We start from the raw sequence: 23,244 nt of genomic DNA, 5'->3' as shown, positions 1-23,244 counted from the left end.
ACTTCTTAATGGTTTAATGGTTTAATTGTTTAAACCATTAAAGAAATGTTCATAGAAAATAGGAGATAAAATGGACTTAAAAAAACAATTCTCTGAACTGACCGAGTTTTTACAGGCTTTGGGTAATACGAATCGGCAGGATATTATTATGGCACTGCTTGATAATCTTTCTTGTGAAGGACTTCGAGTCGAGGAAATAGCCCACAAAATAAATTTGTCAAGACCAGCAACATCACATCACTTAAAAGTATTAAAAAGTGTTAAGATGGTTGATTTTAAAAGAGAAGGCACAAAAAATCATTACTATCTGACACACAATACTGATAATATAAAAAGATTAAAGGACTTGTTAGATAATACGCTAGAAATAATGGAGGAAAAATTATGAAAAAGGTCTTAATAGTTGAAACAAATGTTGAAAAGTATGGCGACATTAACGAAGCTACTGGCTTATGGCTGGGGGAATCTGCAGAATTTGTTGACGAGTTAAATAAGGCAGGAGTTCAGTATGATTTTGTGAGCCCTAAAGGAGGATATGTTCCTGTTGATCCAAGGAGTATGAAATATGTCGATGAATCAATTATGAAAATATATTCTAATCAAGATTTTATTGTTCGTGGACTGGCAAATACTTTATCGCCTAAACAGGTAAATCCTGCAGATTATTTTGCTATTTATTATACAGGTGGCCATGGAGTAATGTGGGATTTTTATCATTCCGAGGAGATAGAACGTTTAGCTAGTGAAATCTATGAAAATGAAGGTTATCTTTTATCAGTTTGTCATGGTATTGCTGGGCTCTTCAACATAAAAGATGAAGCAGGAAATTATTATATTAAAGACAAGAATATTACTGGTTTTACTAAAAAAGAGGAAATGCTTGCTGGAAAAACTAAAATAGTACCTTTCTTTAATGAAACTGAGGCAAGAAAAAGGGGTGCGATTTTTAAGAAGAAAAGATTTTATAAGGAATTTGCCATTAAAGATGGACGAATCATTACAGGGCAAAATCCTTTTTCTGTAAGAGCAGTCGCAAAACAATTTCTTGAGGAGATAAAATAGGTGCAAACAGTATTAGGTAGTAACGGACAAATAGGTCAGGAAGTTGCAAAGGAAATATATCGAAAATATACTAAAAAAATTCGTTTAGTGGGACGCCAACCTAAAAAGATACATCCGACAGATGAGCTAGTTTCGGCTGATTTAATGGATTTTGAACAGACTAAAACTGCCATCGCTGGGAGTGAGATTGTATATTTCACTGTAGGATTACCCATGGATAGTTCACTTTGGGAAGCTAATTTTTTAAAAATTATGGAAAATGTTATTACCGCATGCAAACTATATGGCAGCAAATTAGTATTTTTTGATAATACCTATATGTATCCTAAAGACAGTGAACCACAAACCGAGACTACACCATTTATTCCAATAGGAAGAAAGTCCATTGTACGTGCAAAAATGGCTGAAATGGTCTTATCTGAAATACACAATCATGAGTTAGATGCAGTGATATGCCGAGCACCAGAATTTTATGGACCGGATAAAACACAAAGTATCACTAATACAATGTTTTTAAACAAAATTAAAGAGGATAAGACAGCTAATATCCCTATTAATTCAAGTTGCCAGAGAAGCTTGATATGGACACCTGATGCGAGTCGTGCTATGGTTTTGATTGCGAATACACCTTCAGCCTACAAACAAACTTGGCATTTGCCCTGTGATAAACCACACAGTTACAAAGAACTGAGACAAATTGCAGAAAAAATATTAAATAAGAAAGTAAAAGTCAGAGTGATCCGAGAGTGGCAATTTAACCTCATTAAGCCATTTAATAAAAGTATCCAAGAACTAAGCGAATTACTTCCACGCTATCGTCAAGATAATCTATTTGTTTCTGATAAATTTAAGAAGCAATTTCCAGATTTTAAAATCACGACTATTGAGGAAGGCCTCTCAACTGTTTTAGATTGAACTTAACTAAAAAAAAGTCACAATTAAAGTGGCTTTTTTTTAGTATTAGGGTCAGTATTGTATCTATAAAAATTAATCAAATTAGTATGAGAAAAAGCAAACTTTTTCGGAAAAATATATATCATTTCAAAGAGTTCATACCTACTAAGTAATTTCAAACCATTTATACAATGCTGAAGCCTCTTTCTGAGGTTTAAACACCGAAATACTGAAAACCCGTTATTCGGATGAAATAACCGTATTACTGAAAATCCGTATTTCGGTTACCGTAGAACGCCTTTTCCGTATTACGGATATTCCAGAAACTGGATTTATCGGATTACGGATTTACAAGATTCCATTAAATCAGCCACTACAAATTACCCACTCTTAACAAACTAAATATAATAACAAAATAAATATCTTTTACAAAAAAACATTTGAATTGAGGAGGAATATAAATAATAAAAGTGAGGCAATCTAAAAAATCAGCCTAAACAGACTCCTTAACATAAAATTTTGATTTAAAATAAAAATTGATAATATTTTAATATTTAACTACAATATATTCTAATTTGAATAGAAAATGTTGAGGAACAATAATAAGAGATGTCAGAAAATCATGGTTATCGTTATAATGTAAATAAACTCATGCCAACATCAAAGAAATCACTTTGAAAGAAATGGAAAACGTAACGAAACGTGAGCTAGAAGCTTTTGTACTTCACGAACGATTCCGTTTAGAATCAAAATGTGGTTCTAACACACATACATCAGCATTAAACCGTACCATTGTTGCAATAAAGAGCCTATATAATTATCTTTGTGAACAAACTGAGGATGAACACGGAAATACATACACGACTCGAAATGTCAGTCGTTTAATTCATATCCGAAAAAAGAGCGAAACCTTGCATTACCGTGCTGCTCAACTAGAAGGGAAACTATTCCTAGGAGATGAAACCAAAGCCTTTTTAGAATTTGTTGAACATGACCATGAAAAGTCTGTCAGTAACCGTGCAAGAACAAGTTTCAAGAAAAATAAAGTCAGAGATTTAGCTATATTAAGTCTTTTTTTATCATCTGGAATACGTTGTGCGGAGCTTGTAGGGATCAATCTTAACGATTTAAACCTTGAAACTGGGAAAGTAAGTGTGATGCGAAAAGAAGGCAAGAAAGATGTAGTGCCTATTGCTCATTTTTCGCATAAGTATATAGCAGATTATTTTGATGCAAGAAGTGGCTTAAATACTGATGTAGAAGCCTTATTTATCACGGACTATAAACAAACAATCAGAAAAATTTCTAATGTATCGATCAATAAGCTAGTCGCAGAGTATTCAGAAGCCTATAAAGTCCGTGTAACACCTCATACTCTGAGGCATACTTTCGCAACAAGACTCTATAATGTCAGTCACTCTCAAGTCCTTGTCAGCAACCAATTAGGACATTCCTCAACTAAGCCTACTGAGTTATATACCCACATTGTCAGCGCTGAAGCTAAAGATGCGTTAAAAAAGTTATAACATTCACAAACTATCTGAAATTTATTTACTGTACAATTTTTGACATAATCAAGATAACGTAATTAAATAATAGGGGAGTAATCATGAAAATCATTCAAGCCGTCCATATTAACGGAACTGACAAACACAAACGCTATTGGAAGGTACCAGACCACCTTCAACCTATTAGACTACGTAAAGGCGACGAGGCGGCTGTTGAAACCAAAACTGGCCCACAGAGGGTGAAGATTGTTGCCGTAGTGACCTCAAAGGATGGATTTTTGTATTGGAAAAATGGAGATACCTGGCACAAATTTGAAGTTAAATCGGAATCTCTCTTTTTTGTGAGTGATTTGATTTATAATAATATCTATTATTTTATTTTAGTAAGAAAAAGAAAAAAACTTCTGAAAAAATTTTTTGAAAGATAATTAAAACAAAAAGCAGGAGAGTAACGTGTCACAAAAACCTTATAATAGCAAGGTTTACGAAACCTTTTGAAAAGGTGTGACACAGGACTCCTATATGTTTTAAGTAACATCTTTCCGAAAAACTGTAATTTTCTTGACAAACGGATATCACTTCTGGTATACTTAAATCTATGAAACGTGAACAATTAATACAAAATATTGAAAAACTAAAACATATTATGCCTTCTTATGTTTTAGAATATTATCAATCTAAACTTACTATTCCGTATAGTTTAAATACACTTTATGAATATCTTAAAGAATATGAACGTTTCTTTAGTTGGTTGGTCGATTCTGGAGTTGCTGATGTTGATAAGATAACTGATGTTTCGCTCTCTGTTTTAGAAAACTTAACCAAACGAGATTTGGAGTCTTTCATTCTCTATCTTAGAGAGAGACCACGTTTAAATACACGGTCTACTCGCTATGGAGTAAGTCAAACAACGATTAATCGCACTCTATCAGCTCTTTCTAGTCTTTATAAATACCTTACTGAAGAGGTTGAAAATGAAGACGGTGAACCTTACTTCTATCGCAATGTTATGAAGAAGGTACAGACTAAGAAAAAATCAGAAACTCTAGCTTCCCGTGCTGAAAATATTAAAGGAAAGCTCTTTTTGGGAGATGAAACCCAAGGATTTCTTGATTATATTGATAATGAGTATGAAAAAACATTATCAAATAGAGCTCGTTCTAGTTTTTTCAAAAATAAAGAACGTGATTTAGCAATTATTGCACTTATTTTAGCCTCCGGTATTCGCCTTTCTGAGGCGGTTAATGTAGATTTGAGAGATTTAAACCTTATTACTATGGTTGTTGAGGTGACTCGTAAAGGGGGGAAAAGAGATGCTGTTCCTTATGCTCCTTTTGCAAAAACTTATTTTGAAAGATATTTGGAAGTACGAAGTCAACGTTATAAGACTACAGCAAAAGATACCGCTTTTTTTGTGACACTTTATAGAGATGTTCCTAGCCGGATAGATCCTTCTAGTGTTGAAAAATTAGTCGCTAAATATTCTCAAGCTTTTAAAGTTCGAGTGACTCCTCACAAACTTAGACATACACTTGCAACTCGACTTTATGCCCAAACAAATTCTCAGGTATTGGTGAGTAATCAGTTAGGACATGCTTCAACTCAAGTTACAGACCTTTATACCCATATTATCAACGAAGAGCAAAAAAACGCTTTAGATAGCCTCTAGCATAGAAAAAAACACTTAGCACAAATTCTAAGTGTTTTTTTCTATGCTTATTTATAGAGTTTCTTTTGAAATAACATCTGTTAACGTATTTAAAGCACGCTCCGCTACCTTAGTATAACGTTCTTTTTTATCACGAATTCGTGGGCCTTCTAATTCTTCAACAATTCCGAAGGTTACATTCATTGGTTGAAAATGTTTGCTGTCAGTATGGGTGATGTAGTAAGGTAAACTTCCAATCGCCGTTGTTTTTGGGAATATAACTACTTCTTCGTCATTAAAAAGTTTGACAGCATTAATTCCAGCAACTAAACCAGAAGCAGCTGATTCTACATAGCCCTCTACTCCTGTCATTTGTCCTGCAAAGAACAGATTCTTTTGTTTGCGAGATTGAAAGGTTTGCTTAAGAAGATTTGGAGAATCCATGTAAGAATTACGATGCATGACCCCATAACGAACGAATTCAGCATTTTCAAGACCCGGAATCATTTGGAAAACTCGTTTTTGTTCTCCCCATTTTAAATGAGTTTGAAATCCTACGATATTGTACAAAGATGCGGAAGCATTATCTTGGCGAAGTTGAACAACTGCATAGGGAGTCTTAAAATCACCGTCTCTTGGCCCTTTATAATCTTCAGGATATTCCAATCCAACAGGTTTCATCGGGCCAAATAGCATTGTTTTATAACCACGTTTGGCCATCTCTTCAATTGGCATACAACCTTCAAATACTTTTAAATCTTCAAAAGAGTTTAGAGGAGCTTCTTCAGCAGAAATTAAAGCTTCTTGAAAGGCTTGGAATTCTTCCTTGGTCATTGGACAGTTGATATAGTCGGCTTCACCTTTATCGTATCGAGATTTTTTATAGACTTTTTCAAAATTAATTGAGTTGGCGTCAATAATTGGTGCTGCAGCATCATAAAAATAAAAGCCATCAGCACCGTTAAATTCATGAATTTTTTCTGCTAGTTTATCTGAAGTTAGAGGTCCAGTAGCGATAATTGTAATTTCATCTTCTGGAATATCAGTAATTTCTTCTCGAATTACTTCAACCAATGGATGGTTAGAGACTTCTCTTGTGACAAAATCAGAGAAACCTTCCCTATCAACAGCTAAAGCTCCACCAGCAGGTACTTGAGTCACTTCCGCTGCCTTGATAATGACAGAATCAAGTCTTCTCATTTCTTCTTTTAAGAGACCAACCGCGTTAGTGATTGCAGCTCCACGAAGAGAATTTGAACAGACTAGTTCAGCAAATTTATCTGTTTTGTGTTGAGGGGTTTGTTTAACGCCTCGCATTTCGTATAGTTTAACGGGAATGCCACGCTTAGCAATTTGATAAGCAGCTTCAGAACCAGCAAGTCCCGCTCCAATAACGTTAATATGTGTTTTTTTCATAGTCCCAATTATATCTAAATTTAGTAAATTTTTCCATTGATTAATATAATAAAAAAGCGCGGAAGCGCCTTTTATTTTTGTTTTTCTTCTTGATAATCACATTCATCATTTGAACATACCACTTGTTTACCGCCACCGCGAACTTTCTTTTCAACAAGAAAATGTCCAGATTTAGGACAATCACGGCCGATAGGTTTGTCCCAACTTGTGAATTCACAGTCTGGGTAACGATCACAACCATAGAAAATTCTATTTTTCTTTGTTTTGCGTTCGATAATATTTCCTTCATGGCAAAGTGGACATTTTACACCGATTTCCTTGACAATTGCTTTGGTGTTTCGACAATCTGGGAAGTTGCTACAAGCATAAAATTTTCCGAAACGACCCAACTTTATTACCATCGGACTTCCACAAACATCACAGTCAAAACCAGCAGGTTCATCCTTGATTTGGATTTTTTCCATACCTTCTTCGGCATTTTCAAGTTCTTTTGCAAAGGGTTTGTAAAATTGGTCAACAACCTCAATCCATTGACGTTTTCCTTCTTCAACTTCATCAAGATCTTTTTCCATTTCAGCTGTAAATTCAGTGTTTACAATGTTAGGGAAGAACTCAACAATAAGCTTATTGACAATTTCTCCAAGCTCTGTAGGTTCAAAACGTTTTGCTGACAATCTCACATAGTAACGTTTTTGAATTGTTTCTAGTGTAGGCGCATAGGTTGAGGGACGTCCCACTCCATTTTCTTCCAATGTCTTGATGAGTGTTGCTTCGGAATATCTAGCTGGTGGTTGAGTGAAATGTTGTTCTGGTTTAACATTCGCTTTTTTGACAGTTTCATTTTCTTCCATCTCTGGGAGCATATTTGATTTATCAGAATCATTGTAGATTCGCAGATAACCGTCAAATTTTACTTGTGAACCATTAGCAATAAAGATAACACCATTTTGAGACAGATTTACTTTAACAGTATCAAAAATAGCTGCGACCATTTGACTGGCTACGAAACGGTTCCAGATGAGTGTGTAAAGTTTTAATTGATCTTTGTCTAGATATTTAGCAATGGTGTCTGGAGTGTTAAAAACATTTGAAGGACGAATTGCTTCGTGGGCATCTTGGGCTCCAGAGGCATTTTTAACTTTTGAACCGTGTTTACTATATTTTTCTCCAAATTGATTAGCAATATAATTGTGAGCTGCACTTTGTGCAACGGGAGAAATACGTGTCGAGTCTGTACGCATATAGGTAATTAAACCTTGATGACCCTGACTTCCTAAAGTAAGACCTTCATAAAGTTGTTGAGCAACCATCATTGTTTTACGGGTACGAAAGTTAAGTTTGTTAGCCGCGTCTTGTTGCATTGAGCTAGTTGTATAAGGAAGCGGAGCATTTCTCCGACGTTCTTTCTTTTCAACTTTATCTACGTTAAAATCAGGACCTTCTAAGCGTTCCATGACTTTGATGACATCCTCATTGGTTTTTAAAGGATGTTTTTTTCCGTCAATTCCCCAGAAGGATGCTTTGAATTTTTTAGTTCCTTTTTTAAATTCACCATCAATTGACCAATACTCTTCTGGAATAAAAGCATTAATTTCATTCTCACGATCAACAATTAGTTTTAAGGCGATAGATTGAACTCGACCTGCTGAGAGTCCTTTTTTGACTTTTTTCCATAGAATAGGACTAATTGAATAACCCACCAAACGGTCAAGAACTCGACGAGCTTGTTGGGCATCAACTAAGTCCACATCAATTTGACGTGGCTCCTTAAAGGCATTTTTAACAGCATCTTTAGTGATTTCATTAAAGACCACTCGATTTTTTTCTTCAAGCGGAAGATTTAAGATATGTGCTAAGTGCCATGAAATTGCTTCACCTTCACGGTCCGGGTCACTTGCGAGATAGACGGCTTTGGCAGCCTTTGCTTCTTTTTTGAGAGAGTTGATTAATGGGGCTTTTCCACGAATATTAATATATTGAGGTTCATAGTCATTTTCTATATCAACAGACATGGTTGATTTTTTCAAATCACGAATATGACCTACTGAAGCCACAACTTTGTAGTTTCGTCCTAAATATTTTTCAATTGTTTTAGCTTTTGCTGGCGATTCGACAATAACCAGATTTTTACCTGGAGTGACTCTTTTTCGTGTTGTTTTTTTCTTTGTAGTTGTTTTTGTTTTACTTTTAGTTGAAGTTGGCATAATTTTTCCTATTTATTCTTTTTGGTATCCACTATCTTTTAGTTATTGTATCTTAATTCATAGAGGTATCGAATGTGGAAGTAAAATAATAGTTTAAGAGGCGTTAATACTCTTATTACATTAAATTCACTCTCTCATAATAAATGCTTTTCTTCAATATGTCAAGTTATTTAGTTTTCTTATAGTAGAACTTGTTATTTTTTTTACTATAAAAACGGGCTAAAGTTATGTGGTAAAAGGTGATAGGGGATTTTTTAATCATACAAATATTCTTCTAAGATATCTTGGGCTTTGTAGATTAATTTTGCTCCTTGTTGAATTAGATGATTACAGCCATCTGAAAAACCATCTGCTATGTTCCCTGGTACAGCGAAGATATCCCTTCCTTCTTCCAGAGCGCGTTCACAAGTAATTAAACTACCGCTCCGTAACTTTGCTTCTATCACTACTACGCCATGTGAAAGTCCCGCAATGATACGATTGCGTTCAGGAAAGTGATAGCGAAGTGGTTTTTCTCCGACTGAATATTCTGATAGAATTAGTTGGTTTTTAGCAAGATATTCTTGAATTTTTCGATTTTCTAAAGGATAAAAGATATCTAAGCCCGTACCAATAACTGCGATTGTAGGAATTTTATTTTTAATAGCAGAAAGATGACTTGCTGTGTCAATTCCTTTAGCGAGTCCGCTGACGATCGTAAACTTTTGGTTCAACTCTGTCACAATTTTTTGAACGGCTTTAATTCCTTGTGAACTAGCTTGTCGACTACCAACAAAGGCTAGTTTAGGGGTTTTTAAGAGTTTTATATCACCTTGATAAAATAACAGAACGGGTGGATTGTAAATTTCCTTGAGCCTTTCGGGATAAATTTCATCAAGAAGAGAAAATGATGGGTATATTTTATACTCTTCTCTCAGTTTACTTACGTCTTGATTTTTATATTGCTCAATGAAGTTGGGGATTGATTTAAGTTGTGCTACTTGTCCCATTTGTCTTAAACTTATTTTTTTATCATATCTATGAAAAAATTTTAAAAGTTTATTTACTCCTAAATTGGTCATACCAGCTTTTTTCCAACGATATAAATCAAAATTTGTTATCATAATTCCTCCATTTTTTACTGACAGATTTGTCAGCAATTTTAAAATTGGCTTATAATTTTCTATACGAAAAAAAGACTGACTTGTAACCAAAAAAATTACTGACAGAAATCTTGTCAGTAATTTTTATAGCTAATATGTTTTAATTTTAGGATTTAACTTCTGCAATGACTTCTATTTCAATAAGGACATTTTTAGGTAATCCTGCGACTCCAACAGCGGAACGCGCTGGGAATTCCTTATCAAAAAACTTTGAATAAATTGCATTAAATCGTGAAAAATCTTCAATATTTTTCAAAAAACATGTTGTTTTGACAACTGAGTCGAAATCAGAATGTGCTTCCTTCAAAATAGCAGAAATATTTTTCATCACCTGTTCGGTTTGAGTCTCAATGCTATCTCCAACAATCTCTCCATTCAATGGATTCAACGGAATTTGGCCTGATGCATAGAGTAAACCATTGACAATTTTGCCTTGAACATAAGGACCGATAGCAGCTGGTGCATCTGATGTTGCAATAATTTTCATAGATTTCTCCTTTAATATAGCTAAAGAAATCTAGTGATTATCATTCAGCTACATCGATATCTTTTTTTAGTGCTTCAATATCAAGGTCAGCAAACAAGAATTTGCGATCTTGAACGGGAAATGACTGGTTCAATTGGTCAATTGCGCCAATTTCAACAGTACCATTATCAATAATAAAATCAAGGACATGTCCACCAAATGTAAAATCTTCACTAATAAAATGGAGATGATAACCAGCAACACTCACACCATGAAACATTTCTGGAGTCCAAATCCCAACAATTGTTCCTTTAACATTTTCTTCGGTGTATTCGGGTTGATTTTGTGAAACTTCTACAAATCTTGTCCCTGATTTAGCTCGTGGAATCATACGAACGTGCATTTTTGGAAATTCACCAATTATTTTGATTGAGCGAAATAAGTTTTGCCCGTCAAAATAGCTTTCAATTCGGTCTTCTAATTCCTTATCACTGGCCGTAAATTTTTGTTTAAAAACTACCTCTGCCTGATGGGGAACAACTGCAGCATAAGGAACTTTGATGTCATCAGTTAATTCTACGATGGTTTTATCACCTTTAGCTTGGTAGGCTTTACCGTCCAAAACAATCAATTCTCCATCAACAGAATCTAAAGTTCCAATTCCTAAATCACCATGTTTCAGAAGTTCACCAATTGTCATTGTCCCCTCGTAAAGGCCTGCCATTAAAGCTCCAAGGGTATTATATTGAAAAAGTTGTGTGATTTCTGTCATGATATTTCTCTTTTCTATCTCATTAAATTTAAATAATTTATTAATTAAATTATATCAAATTTCTAGTGATTTAAAGAGAATTGAAACTAGAAAATAGCTCAAACCAATTGATTAGTTAAACCAAGAGTTCGTATAAACTATCATTTCCATGTAAGTTAACATAACGATTATCAAATCTTTCAATCCGATCTATCAATGAATCATAATCACTAGCATCTGAAAGTAAAATCCCAACAAGACAAGGACCTTTACCTTTATCCGCCCTTTTAATGTACTCAAATCGCGTGATATCATCATTTGGTCCTAAAATATCACTGACAAAAGTTCGTAAGGCTCCCGGTCTTTGAGGAAAGTTAATGACAAAATAATGTTTTAGACCTTCATAAACCAAAGCTCTTTCTTCAATTTCTTGCATTCGACTAATATCATTATTTCCGCCGCTGATGATACAGACAATATTTTTACCCTTGATTTCATCTTTAATAAGTTCAAGTGCGGCAACAGATGTTGCACCAGCTGGCTCGGCGACAATTCCTAATTTTGAATACAATTCCAGTATGGTTTGAGAAATTAAACCTTCATCAACCGCAAGCAATTGTTTCACTTTGTCATTAATAATTTGGTAAGTTTTCTGACCGACAGTCGCAACCGCAATTCCGTCAGCAAATTTATCAATGTGTTCCAAGGTGACGGGCTGACCAGCAGAGTAAGCGGCTTTCATACTTGTTGCCCCTTTTGCTTCAACTCCAATAATTTCAGTCTTTGGATAGCGTTCTTTACTGTAGGCCGTAATTCCAGCAATCAAACCACCACCACCAATTTGTACAAAAATCTTATCTAAACTTATTCCTTGTTTTTTAGCTTGCGCAAAAATTTCTAAAGCCACAGTTCCTTGACCAGCAATTACATTTTCATCATCAAAAGGGTCTATAAATGGTTTGTCATTATCTTGAGAAAAAGCTTTTGCTGCTCTGGCTGATTCATCAAAAGTATCACCAATTAAACGAATTGTTACATGACTTTCGCCAAAAAATTTTACTTGTGAAATTTTTTGATTAGGTGTGGTAACGGGCATAAAAATTGTCGCAGAAATATTTAATTGATTTGCAGCAAAAGCAACTCCTTGTGCATGATTACCGGCGGATGCACAAACCACTCCCTTAGAGCGTTGCTCATCAGATAATTTACTAATAGAATAATAAGCTCCTCGTAATTTAAAAGAACGAACTTTCTGTAAGTTTTCTTCTTTTAAGTAAATATTTGCTTGATATTTATTGGAAAGGTAAGGGTCTAATTGTAAAGGTGTTTTAGTGACAACTGCTTTTAACAAATCATAGGCATCTTCAACCTCTTTGGCACTTATCATTTATGTCATTCCTCCATAAAATGCTTTTATGTTTTTATTCAATCAATAAGAGAAATTACTGATAGATTTTAAAGGCATCGTCATCACCAGATTGTGTGAATGGCATTGCTTTACGTAGTTCTGCCCCAATTTTTTCAATTTCAAGATTTTTAGCAGCTTCGCGATAGGCTGTTAATTTTGGACGGCCCGCTTTGAAGTCATCAACGAAATCTTGGGCAAATTTTCCAGATTGAATATCAGCTAAAACAAGTTTCATATTCTTTTTAACTTCATCAGTAATAATCCGTGGACCAGTCACATAATCACCAAACTCAGCAGTATTTGAGATGGATTGACGCATTTTAGTAAAGCCACCTTCATACATGAGGTCAACAATCAATTTCATTTCGTGCAAAACTTCAAAATAAGCCAATTCACCAGCATATCCAGCTTCTGTCAGTGTTTCAAAGCCAGCTTCAACAAGTGCTGTCAAACCTCCACATAGAACAGCTTGTTCTCCAAACAAATCTTCTTCTGTTTCTTCTTTAAAGGTTGTTTCGATAATTCCCACTCGAGCACAACCAATTCCTTTGGCCCAATCCATTGCGATTTCGCGTGCATGACCACTTGCATTTTGATGTGAAACAAACAAGGCTGGCGTACCAAAACCTTCAGTATAAGTCCGACGGACAAGGTGACCAGGAGCCTTAGGTGCAACCATAAAAACGTCAACATCCTCTGGTACTTTGATATAGCCAAAATGGATATTAAATCCGTGAGCAAAACCAAGTGCTGAACCTGCTTTCAAGTTTGGTTTGATGTCCTTTTCATAAATGGATTGTTGAAGTTCATCTGGTGCCAGAACCATAATGACATCAGCTTTAGCTACTGCTTCTCCTACTTCAAATGTTTCAAAGCCATCTTCTTTTGCTTTATCAAAAGATTTTCCGTGGCGCACACCAATGATAACGTTGTGACCAGAATCACGCAAATTCTGTGCGTGAGCATGTCCTTGTGACCCATAACCGATTACTGCAATTTGCTTTCCAGCAAGTGCTGCTACTTCTACATCATCTTCATAATACATTGTAACTGCCATTTTTGTTTCCTCTATTTTTCTATTTATTTGTTAACTTATTTAAATTTAGCCACGCTCGAAGCCTGCACTACCTGTCCGAGCCATATTTAGAATGCCATAAGGACTAACAACATCAATAAGTGCTTCGATTTTTGCTGAATCACCCGTTAATTGAATGGTGACATTTTCCAGATTGACATCAACTACATTTACTCTAAAAGGTTCAATCATTGTAAAAATTTCTGCCCTAATGGTCGGTGGAGCTGATACTTTAATCAAGACGACTTCACGTTCTACATGAGGCAAATCAGTAATATCAGCTACTTCAATCACATCTATTAAGCGATTTAATTGTTTAAGGATTTGTTCTACTTCATCAAGATGATCAACTTCAATAACAAAAGTGGTATGAGTTAAGTCTTGACTTTCTGTAACTCCAGCGGTAATTGAGAGAATGTTCACTTGCCTTCGATTGAGAACGGCGGTAAATCGATTCATAATTCCTGTTACATTATGAAGTTTTGCGATAATCATTCTACGCATTATCTACCTCCTCATTCTCATCAGTAAAATGAAGTCCAATCATTTCGTCATTGTGTAATCCAGCTGGTATCATTGGTAAAACATGTTCAGATTTTGAAATTAGAACTTCAATAAGCATTGGCTCATCTTCAGTAATAATCTTTAAATCATCAGCCAAAGTTTTTGGATTATCTAACTTAACATGTCTGATGCCATAAGCTTCGGCTAACAATTGAAAATTGGGTTCAACATCAAAAACCGATTGTGAACGTCGCTCTTCATAGAATGATTCTTGCCATTGACGTACCATGCCTAATGAATGATTATTAATCAGAACAACTTTGATTGCAATACCGTAGCCATTGAGTAAAGCTAATTCTTGATTAGTCATTTGAAAGCCACCATCGCCAACAAAAACAATGACATTTTTATTTGGCTGTGCCAGCTTTGCACCGATTGCTGCAGGAATACCAAAGCCCATTGTTCCCATTCCCCCAGAAGTGATAAGTTGCCTTGGATTTTTATAAGGATAAAATTGGGCTGCCCACATTTGATGCTGTCCAACATCGGTCACAATGATTGCATCTCCTTGAGTATATTCTCCAATCAATTTAATCGTTTCCTGTGGGCGAATATCATGACCTTCTGAGTCATAAGTCAAGGGTACTTTTTCTTTATTTTTAATGACAGTTTTAGTCCAATCATTAAAGTCAGTCTTGACATCATTTAATTGCAAAAGTCTGCTTAAAGCCACTTTCAAATCAGAAAGAATTGGAATATCGGTTTTTACAATTTTGCCAAGTTCGGCTGCATCAATATCAACATGAGCAACGACAGCATTTTTGGCAAATTTTGCGGGATTGGATACAACTCTATCGTCAAAACGTGATCCCAAATTAATAATATAGTCAGCCTCAACTAAAGCCATATTTGCAGCATATGAACCGTGCATTCCTGCCATTCCTAGTTGCAATTCGTGGCTGATTGGTAACGTTCCTAAGCCAAGCAATGTAGAAACAACTGGAATTTGATATTTTTCGACAAATGCTCTGAAAATATCAACTGAGCCAGAATAATTAATTCCTCCGCCAGCAATGATGACTGGTTTTTTACTGACAGAAAGTTCTGTCAGTAATTCTTGCAATTGTTCATCAGTCGCTCTTTCACTTTCATGATAATGAGGAAGATTCAAGCTTGGGTCATTAATTTCAGTGACTTCAAGGGTGGAAACATCTTTTGGTAAATCAATTTCTACTGGTCCAGGACGTCCTGTACTTGCCAAATAATAGGCTTCTGTAACAATTCTTGGAATATCTGCGGTTTCTCTAATTTGATAATTATATTTTGTGATTGGGGCGGTAATTCCAACAGTATCTGCTTCTTGAAAAGCATCTTTACCAATTGACTGACGGCCAACTTGACCTGTGAAAACTAACAATGGGACTGAATCAAGATAAGCGTCAGCAATTCCGGTTACTGCATTAGTCGCTCCCGGTCCAGAAGTAACAACGACGACACCAACTTTACCAGACGATTTAGCGTAACCTTCGGCTTCATGCGTTGCTCCTTGCTCATGACGGGCTAAAATATGGTGAATTCCTTCAAAATTATGAATCGCATCATACAAGGGGAGCATAGCCCCACCAGGATAACCAAAAATAATTTCTACTCCAAGTTCTTTTAAGGTTTGGAGAACAAGTTGGGAACCGGAAGTAGGTTTTTCTAACTTTAATTTTTTCATTCAAACCTTTCTATAAATCTGTAACGCAACCTTCGCTAGCAGGGCGTGTAAGTTTGGCAAATTTTGCAAGAACACCACGAGTTGCTTTAGGGGCTGGTTTTTGATAGTTGGCACGTCGTTTAGCAATTTCTTCATCAGAAACTTTTAAACTAATACTATTATTCACCGCATCAATTTCGATAATATCATCATCTTCAACTAAACCAATCAGCCCACCTTCAACTGCTTCAGGGACAATATGTCCCACAACAAAGCCGTGAGTGCCACCAGAGAATCTTCCGTCAGTGATGAGTGCACAAGATTTTCCAAGTCCTGCTCCAATTAATGCTGAGGTTGGTTTTAACATCTCTGGCATTCCCGGACCTCCGACTGGGCCAATATTTCGAATGACTGCAACATCACCGGCATGCAATCGACCAGACTCAATGCCATCGATAAAGTGTTGTTCTCCATCAAAAACACGAGCAGTTCCTTTGAAAAATTCGCCTTCTTTACCAGAAATTTTTGCAACAGAACCCCCTTGAGCAAGATTACCGTACAAAATTTGTAAATGTCCAGTTGCTTTAATTGGATTTTTTAGTGGTCGCATAATATCTTGACTGTCAAAGTCCAAATCTAATGCTGTTTCAACATTTTCAGCCAAAGTTTTACCTGTGACGGTCAAACAATCACCGTGAAGTTTTCCTTCTTTAAGTAGGTATTTCAAAACAGCAGGAAGGCCACCAATTTTGTGCAGATCTTCCATCATATATTTTCCGCTCGGTTTGAAATCGCCAAGAACAGGGGTAATATCTGAAATTCGTTGGAAGTCATCTTGCGTAATTTCTACACCTATGGCATTTGCCATTGCAATGATATGAAGCACAGCATTGGTTGAGCCTCCAAGAACCATGACAATTGTTATGGCATTTTCAAAAGCTTCTTTGGTCATGATATCACTTGGTTTAATATTTTTTTCTAATAAATTTTTGATGGCTGAACCAATTTCATCACATTCTTCTTGTTTTTCCTGACTGATTGCTGGATTGGAAGAGGAATAAGGTAAACTCATTCCTAAAGTTTCAATAGCAGCAGCCAGGGTATTAGCAGTGTACATTCCTCCACAAGCACCTTGTCCTGGAATGGCATTGCAAATAACGCCATGATAATCTTCATCAGAAATATTTCCAGTGATTTTTTGTCCCAGAGCTTCAAAGGCCGAAACAATATTTAATTTTTCACCTTTATATTCGCCGTGTTCAATCGTTCCGCCATAGACCATAATTGACGGACGATTTAAGCGAGCCATTCCGATAATTGATCCTGGCATATTTTTATCACAACCGGGAATGGCAACGATGGCATCATAATATTCAGCACCAGCGTTGGTTTCGATGCTGTCAGCAATAACTTCACGACTGACCAAAGAATATCTCATGCCAAGCTTTCCGTTGGCAATTCCATCAGAAACTCCAATTGTATGAAATTGAAGTCCAATCAATCCGTCAGTTTGGTTGACAGAACTTTTGATTTTACTACCAAGTGTTCCCAAGTGCATATTGCATGGATTTCCATCCCAATCCATGCTGACGATTCCGACCTGAGCTTTTTTGAAATCTTCATCTTTAAAACCAATGCCGTAGTACATGGCTTGGGTCGCTGGCTGTGTTGGATCTTGAGTCAATGTTTTAGAATATTTATTGAGTTCTACTGATTCAACTTTTCCGTTATATTTGAATTCCATATGTTATCTTTTTGACCTCCCCGTAAATTTACATAGAGCTATTTTATCACTAAAAAAATGAAAATACAATAATTTGTCAGAATATTCTATATAGTCTATAAAATACTTTTGCTTTCCTTTCTCAGTTAGCAGGAATTACAAAATATTTCTGCTCAAAACGGTGGACTTCTACTTTTTCTTGATAAAAATCTGTAAGTATCTTTTCATTTAATAAGTTTTCTTTTTTCCCTGATTGAATCACTTTTCCTTCTCTTAAAAGTAAAAGGTGAGTAAAAATACCAGTGATTTCATCGGGATGATGAGAAATATAAATGAGTGTTGGTGCGGTTTTTAATTGATTAATCTGCTGCAGTTGCTTTAATAATTTTTCTTTAGCAAATAAATCTAAACCGTTCGTTGCTTCGTCCAAAATTAAAAGCTCAGGCTTTAAAATTAAGCTCCTAGCAATAAGAAGAACTTGCTTTTCTCCTTGAGAAAGGCTGGCATAATTTCGGCCAATAAGTGATTTTGCGCCCATTTGTCTTAAAAGCTGACGTGCCTCATCAAGTTCCTGATCTGTGTAAGGTTTATAGAGCATGCTCGAATTAAATTTCCCAGTATAAACAAGGTTTTCAGCCTTAATATTTGGTTGAAATCTTTCAGCAATAAATGAGCCAACTACGCTGATTCTTTTTCTCAACTTAGGAATTTCTCCATTTCCAAATTGAGTATTTAAAACAGTGATTTCGCCAGAAGTTTTCCATTCTTCTGCTAAAATCAATTTCAAAAGACTTGATTTTCCAGAGCCGTTGAGGCCCAGAATAACCCAATTTTCGCCGGGATTTACTTTCCAAGTAATATCTTTAAGAATTTCTTTTTTATTTCGAGTAAGATTTACATTCTTTAAATTAATAATTGTCATTTTAGGCTCGCTCTTATTGATTTTTTTGTTCGTAAGCTGAGATTGCTTCTTCATATTGCAAAGTTATTCCAATATCATCTAAGCCATTAATTAATTTGTCTTTCCAAATGGGGTCAATCTCAAAATGAAAGTCACCAAGGCTTGTGATAATTAGCTGATGGGGTAAATCAATTGTAATTTCTTCTTGACTTGACAGTTTTGTCAGTTGATTTAGAACTTCTCTTGGTTGTTTAATTGGTAACAAGCCATTTTTTAAAGCATTATTATAAAAAATATCTGAGTAAGAGCCAGCAATAATTGCCCGAAAGCCGTAATCTGATAAGGCCCATGCCGCATGTTCTCTTGAAGAACCAGAACCAAAATTATCTCCTGAAATTAACAGAGAAGCTTTTTTGTATTTTGGAGCATTCAAAATAAAATCAGGATTCTCATCGTAATCTTTGATATAACGCCATTCATAAAATAAATTCTTTCCAAAGCCCTTTTTATCGATTGCTTTCAAAAATTGTTTAGGAATAATTTGGTCTGTGTCAATATTATCGTTCATGACTGGAACGCTTGTCCCTTTGTAAATCGTGAATTTTTCCATCTTTTCTTCTTTCTACAGACTAATCTGTTACGAGCGTTCTTACATCTACAAATTTACCGGCGATTGCGGCGGCAGCAGCCATAGCTGGAGAGCACAGGTGCGTTCTTGCATTATGTCCTTGACGTCCTTCAAAATTTCGATTAGAGGTTGAAGCACAATGAACGTATTCTGGGATTTGGTCAGGATTCATTCCAAGACAGGCTGAGCAACCCGGTTCTCGCCATTCAAAACCAGCTTCCTTAAAAATTTTATCAAGCCCTTGTGCTTCAGCCGCTTCTTTCACAGGTCTGCTACCCGGTACGACAATTCCTGTCAGTCCATCAGCAATATGTCTGTCTCCAATAATTTTTGCAGCTTCTTCTAAATCACTAAGCCTAGCATTCGTACAAGAACCAATGAAAATATAGCCTAAATCAATATCAGAAGCGGTTTGGCCTGGCTTTAAATCCATGTACTGATAAGCACGTTCATAATTCAAATCGTTGTTAATTTCTGGAAATTTTTCGCCAAATTCTAGGCCCATTCCGGGATTTGTTCCCCATGTTACCATTGGTTTCAACTGACTGACATCAAGACTTAAAATCATATCGTATTGTGCATCAGAATCACTGACAAGTTTTTTCCATTTACTGACAGCTTTCTCAAAGTTTTTAGGTGCATGTTCACGCCCTTTGACATAGTCATAAGTTTTTTCATCAGGATTCATCAGGCCAATTTTTGCCCCAAATTCAATTGACATGTTACAGATTGTCATCCGTTCTTCCATGCTTAAATCACTAATGGCATCTCCTGTATACTCAACCGCATAACCTACACCTGCATCCACACCATATTTTGCAATTAACGCGAGGATAAAGTCTTTGCTATAAACACCTTTTTGTGGATGACCTTGAAATTCAATTTTCATACGTTTGGGTTTAACTTGCCAAATGGTTTGAGTTGCAAGAACATGTTCAACTTCACTTGTACCAATTCCAAAAGCAATAGCGCCAAATGCTCCATTTGTTGCGGTATGACTATCGCCACAAACAATTGTTTTTCCCGGTTGAGTTCTGCCAGATTCAGGTGCTACCATGTGAACAATGCCTTGTCCTTTTCCACCATGAGTCTCCGCTGGAACACCAAATTCTTTGACATTTTTAGTAAAAGTATCAATTTGTTTTTTAGAAATCAAATCTTGAATATTAAAAATATCTTGTGTTGGAACATTGTGGTCAAGAGTTCCGTATGTCAAATCTGTTCTACGAACTTTACGACCTGCTTCACGTAAGCCCTGAAATGCTTGCGGGCTCGTAACCTCATGAATAACATGAAGGTCAATATAAAGCAGTTGAGGTTCTCCCTCATTTCCAGCAATCACATGCTGATCCCAAAGTTTATCAAATATTGTTTTACCTGACATTTTTTTATTTCCTTTTTTAAAAATTTATTCTGACAAATTCTGTCAGTAATTTTGTGCTTTTTGTCAGTAATATTTACTGACAGAACTGTCAGCTGCGCTGACGGTTCTTTTATTTACAACTAAAATGCTCATTATTCAATCGCATTTTACTGACAATTTTTCAGGATTGCTTCTGTCATTTCTTTAGTTGTCGCGGTCCCACCTAAATCTTTAGTCAAAATTCCGTCAGTAAAAGTTTGAGTTACGGCTTTTTCAATTAGAATAGCGCCATCCTCTTGACCAAAAGACTCTCTTAGCATCATGGCAATCGATAGAATCATCGAAACAGGGTTCGCAATTCCTTTTCCTGCAATATCTGGTGCCGAACCATGAATTGGCTCATAGAGTGCTAGACCGTTAAAACCATGTGAACTCGATGGCATCACTCCCAAGCTACCGGCCAAACTACTTGCTTCATCAGAGAGAATGTCGCCAAATAGATTTTCAGTGACTATCACATCAAATTGTTGCGGATTAGTAATCAGTAACATTGCACAAGAATCGACCAATTGGTGCTCTAATCGTACATCAGGATATTCGTCAGCAACTTCATCAGCAATTTTTCGCCATAATTTAGAAGTTGCAAGGACATTTTGTTTATCAACCGAAGTCAGTAATTTTCTGGGCCGACTTTGAGCACTTTTGAAAGCAAAATGAAGAATTCTTCTTATTTCATCAGCACAATAATCATTGACATCCCGTGCTTTGTCATCTGCCAATTCATGCTGACCGAAATAGATTCCCCCTGTCAGTTCGCGAATCACTAGGAAATCAACATTTTCAACATTTCGGATAGGAGAAAGTTTTTTTAGAGCCGGATAAATTTTTAATGGACGAACATTAGCATAGAGTCCTAATTCTTTTCGTAAAGCAAGTAGCCCTTGTTCTGGTCTAACTTTTGCATTGTTGTATTTAGGATGTCCAATTGCAGCGAGCAAGATTGCGTCAGCATTTTTAACTGCTTGCAAAGTTTCTTCTGGTAAAGGATGACCATGCTTATCAATTGCAATTCCTCCAAAATCTTTGGCTTCTAATTCATACTCAAAAGCAATTTTTTTACTGACAGCTTTTAAAACACTTAAACCAGCTGACATAATTTCTGGCCCAATTCCATCTCCCGCAAGTGTCACAATTTTTTTAGACAATATTTTTCACCTTAAATTCCATCATGAGCTGAAATTTGTTCAACCTTTCCTTGTAAATTTTCTTTTTGAACTAAAACATTAGCATTCATGTAAGCAATGGCGCTTCCTTTCAATACATCATAATCAACACCTTTAGCATTAAATATAGTGCCTGTAGATAGATTTTCAACAGAAACCAAAGTCGTTGCTTGTGCATCAATTCCATCAGTTACAGCATCAACTGAATAGGAAATTAATTTTAGTTGATGATTAAAGACTTTATCAATAGCTTTAAAAATTGCATCCACTGAACCTGACCCCTCTCCTTGACTAACATAAATTTCCTCTTCTTGATTTTTTAGTTGCACCAGTGCCTTGTGGCCATCAATTTGAACATTATCAAGTATAAATCCAGCCAGATTTTTTACGATTTCTCCTGTAAACAAGGCATGAATATCTGCGTCAGTAATTTCTTTTTTCTTGTCAGCTAATTTTTTAAATTTTTCAAATAAAATTGCAAGACTTTCATCGTCATAAGCAATATTAAGTTCCGTCAATTTTTCACTAAAAGCATGACGACCAGAAAGTTTACCTAAAGGCAACGAATTATGCTTTATTCCGACAAGTTCTGGTGTAATAATTTCATAAGTTTCAGCATTTTTAAGGACACCATCTTGATGAATTCCTGATTCGTGGGCAAAAGCATTAGCACCAACAATTGCTTTATTTTTTGGAATAGCAATTCCTGAAAATTGTGAAATTAGTTCTGCCGTTGCAGCAGTTTCTGAAAGTTTTAAAGGACTTTGTGCCTGATAAAAATCTTTACGAATATGTAGTGCCACAGCAATTTCTTCAAGAGCAGCATTCCCAGCTCGCTCTCCAATGCCGTTGACAGTTCCTTCAACTCTCCCAGCCCCAGCTTTAATTGCAGCTAATGAATTAGCTACAGCCATTCCTAAATCATCATGACAATGTGGACTAAAAATAATTTCTCTCTCAGACTTAGTATTATCAATCAAAAATTTAAAAATTTTTCCATATTCTTCTGGCGTCGTATAACCGACAGTGTCAGGAATATTAATATAAGTTGCTCCAGCATCGACAGCCGTTTGAACAGCCTTCAAAAGAAAATTCAACTCCGTTCTTGTTGCATCCTCTGGAGAAAACTCAACAACCTCGACCCGTTCACGTGCGTATCTCACACATTTATCAATATTTTTCAAAACTTCTTCGGGACTTATTTTAAGTTTATATTTCATGTGAATAGGTGAAGTGGCAATGAAAACATGAATTTGCGGATATTTAGCCCCCTTTACCGCTTCAACCGCTTTATCGATATCTGAGATAACACAACGAGCTAATGCAGTGACAGCCGTATCATTCAAAGAATCAGCAATTTGCTTTACTGCTTCAAAACTATCTGGACTTGCCGCAGGAAAACCAGCCTCTATGACAGAAATCCCCCATTTTTCCAGTTGTTTAGCAATCGTTACTTTTTCTGAAATGGAAAAACTAACGCCCGGCGTCTGTTCGCCATCTCTCAAACTTGTGTCAAAGAATTCAATTTTTCGCATAATATCACCTCTATTTTTTATTAAGAAACAAAAAAGACGCCCGTGAGGACGTCTCTCGGTCCTCGAAATGACTATCGCCAAACAGGACCCACAT

21 protein-coding genes are annotated in these 23,244 nt (G+C 35.9%); 6 read left to right on the top strand and 15 right to left on the bottom strand.

The window, feature by feature from the left end:
• Positions 1–70 precede the first annotated feature (70 nt).
• From QJV49_RS00975 to xerS (QJV49_RS00950), 6 genes are all read left to right on the top strand, one after another.
• Positions 71–388, top strand: a complete 318-nt coding sequence (locus QJV49_RS00975) for a helix-turn-helix transcriptional regulator (protein WP_225511400.1) — start codon at positions 71–73, stop codon at positions 386–388.
• Positions 385–1,062: a type 1 glutamine amidotransferase domain-containing protein gene (locus QJV49_RS00970; protein ID WP_225511399.1), complete on the top strand. Its 678-nt coding sequence runs from the start codon at positions 385–387 to the stop codon at positions 1,060–1,062. The genes QJV49_RS00975 and QJV49_RS00970 overlap by 4 nt, the downstream gene beginning before the upstream one ends.
• Positions 1,063–1,977: an NAD-dependent epimerase/dehydratase family protein gene (locus tag QJV49_RS00965; protein WP_225511398.1), complete on the top strand. Its 915-nt coding sequence runs from the start codon at positions 1,063–1,065 to the stop codon at positions 1,975–1,977.
• Between the two features lie 662 nt (positions 1,978–2,639).
• On the top strand, positions 2,640–3,482 hold the full coding sequence (gene xerS, locus QJV49_RS00960) for a tyrosine recombinase XerS (RefSeq protein ID WP_241892584.1): 843 nt from the start codon (positions 2,640–2,642) through the stop codon (positions 3,480–3,482).
• A gap of 83 nt (positions 3,483–3,565) precedes the next feature.
• Complete coding sequence (locus QJV49_RS00955) at positions 3,566–3,892, top strand: hypothetical protein (protein WP_225511397.1); 327 nt, start codon at positions 3,566–3,568, stop codon at positions 3,890–3,892.
• Positions 3,893–4,062: 170 nt separating this feature from the next.
• Positions 4,063–5,133 carry a tyrosine recombinase XerS gene (gene xerS / locus QJV49_RS00950; protein WP_225511396.1) on the top strand — a complete coding sequence of 357 codons (1,071 nt, stop codon included), beginning with the start codon at positions 4,063–4,065 and terminating at the stop codon, positions 5,131–5,133.
• Positions 5,134–5,184: 51 nt separating this feature from the next.
• Here xerS (QJV49_RS00950) and trmFO read toward each other — a convergent pair whose 3' ends face one another.
• The 15 genes from trmFO to QJV49_RS00875 form a co-directional block, all read right to left on the bottom strand.
• Entirely contained in the window at positions 5,185–6,528 is a 1,344-nt protein-coding gene (gene trmFO / locus QJV49_RS00945) for a methylenetetrahydrofolate--tRNA-(uracil(54)-C(5))-methyltransferase (FADH(2)-oxidizing) TrmFO (RefSeq protein WP_225511395.1), read from the bottom strand.
• 71 nt (positions 6,529–6,599) lie between these two features.
• Complete coding sequence (topA, locus tag QJV49_RS00940) at positions 6,600–8,732, bottom strand: type I DNA topoisomerase (RefSeq protein ID WP_225511394.1); 2,133 nt, start codon at positions 8,730–8,732, stop codon at positions 6,600–6,602.
• Positions 8,733–8,986: 254 nt separating this feature from the next.
• Positions 8,987–9,835 (bottom strand): DNA-processing protein DprA, encoded by an 849-nt coding sequence (dprA, locus tag QJV49_RS00935; protein WP_225511393.1) that lies wholly within the window; start codon positions 9,833–9,835, stop codon positions 8,987–8,989.
• 145 nt (positions 9,836–9,980) lie between these two features.
• The gene (locus QJV49_RS00930) at positions 9,981–10,361 is read right to left on the bottom strand and encodes a RidA family protein (protein ID WP_225511392.1); all 381 of its coding nucleotides are present in this window, start codon (positions 10,359–10,361) and stop codon (positions 9,981–9,983) included.
• Between the two features lie 40 nt (positions 10,362–10,401).
• Complete coding sequence (gene budA, locus QJV49_RS00925) at positions 10,402–11,112, bottom strand: acetolactate decarboxylase (RefSeq protein ID WP_057720838.1); 711 nt, start codon at positions 11,110–11,112, stop codon at positions 10,402–10,404.
• A 115-nt stretch (positions 11,113–11,227) separates the two neighbouring features.
• On the bottom strand, positions 11,228–12,478 hold the full coding sequence (gene ilvA / locus QJV49_RS00920; RefSeq protein WP_225511391.1) for a threonine ammonia-lyase IlvA: 1,251 nt from the start codon (positions 12,476–12,478) through the stop codon (positions 11,228–11,230).
• 55 nt (positions 12,479–12,533) lie between these two features.
• The gene (ilvC, locus tag QJV49_RS00915) at positions 12,534–13,556 is read right to left on the bottom strand and encodes a ketol-acid reductoisomerase (RefSeq protein WP_225511390.1); all 1,023 of its coding nucleotides are present in this window, start codon (positions 13,554–13,556) and stop codon (positions 12,534–12,536) included.
• A gap of 45 nt (positions 13,557–13,601) precedes the next feature.
• Positions 13,602–14,078 carry an acetolactate synthase small subunit gene (gene ilvN, locus QJV49_RS00910; protein ID WP_225511389.1) on the bottom strand — a complete coding sequence of 159 codons (477 nt, stop codon included), beginning with the start codon at positions 14,076–14,078 and terminating at the stop codon, positions 13,602–13,604.
• Positions 14,071–15,798 (bottom strand): acetolactate synthase large subunit, encoded by a 1,728-nt coding sequence (locus tag QJV49_RS00905; protein ID WP_225511388.1) that lies wholly within the window; start codon positions 15,796–15,798, stop codon positions 14,071–14,073. The genes ilvN and QJV49_RS00905 overlap by 8 nt, the downstream gene beginning before the upstream one ends.
• Before the next feature lie 10 nt (positions 15,799–15,808).
• The gene (ilvD, locus tag QJV49_RS00900; RefSeq protein ID WP_225511387.1) at positions 15,809–17,521 is read right to left on the bottom strand and encodes a dihydroxy-acid dehydratase; all 1,713 of its coding nucleotides are present in this window, start codon (positions 17,519–17,521) and stop codon (positions 15,809–15,811) included.
• A 121-nt stretch (positions 17,522–17,642) separates the two neighbouring features.
• Positions 17,643–18,422 (bottom strand): ABC transporter ATP-binding protein, encoded by a 780-nt coding sequence (locus tag QJV49_RS00895; protein ID WP_225511386.1) that lies wholly within the window; start codon positions 18,420–18,422, stop codon positions 17,643–17,645.
• 13 nt (positions 18,423–18,435) lie between these two features.
• Positions 18,436–19,011: a 3-isopropylmalate dehydratase small subunit gene (gene leuD / locus QJV49_RS00890; RefSeq protein WP_225511385.1), complete on the bottom strand. Its 576-nt coding sequence runs from the start codon at positions 19,009–19,011 to the stop codon at positions 18,436–18,438.
• Between the two features lie 19 nt (positions 19,012–19,030).
• Positions 19,031–20,413 (bottom strand): 3-isopropylmalate dehydratase large subunit, encoded by a 1,383-nt coding sequence (leuC, locus tag QJV49_RS00885; protein WP_225511384.1) that lies wholly within the window; start codon positions 20,411–20,413, stop codon positions 19,031–19,033.
• A gap of 146 nt (positions 20,414–20,559) precedes the next feature.
• Positions 20,560–21,597, bottom strand: a complete 1,038-nt coding sequence (gene leuB / locus QJV49_RS00880; RefSeq protein ID WP_225511383.1) for a 3-isopropylmalate dehydrogenase — start codon at positions 21,595–21,597, stop codon at positions 20,560–20,562.
• Between the two features lie 11 nt (positions 21,598–21,608).
• A complete protein-coding gene (locus QJV49_RS00875; protein ID WP_225511382.1) occupies positions 21,609–23,150 on the bottom strand; it encodes a 2-isopropylmalate synthase in 1,542 nt (513 codons plus the stop codon).
• Positions 23,151–23,244 lie beyond the last annotated feature (94 nt).

It is taken from the genome of Lactococcus sp. NH2-7C, assembly GCF_029953655.1.
In the GTDB taxonomy this organism is placed as follows: Bacteria; Bacillota; Bacilli; order Lactobacillales; family Streptococcaceae; genus Lactococcus; species Lactococcus lactis.
This window is presented reverse-complemented; position numbering and strand designations above follow the sequence as displayed.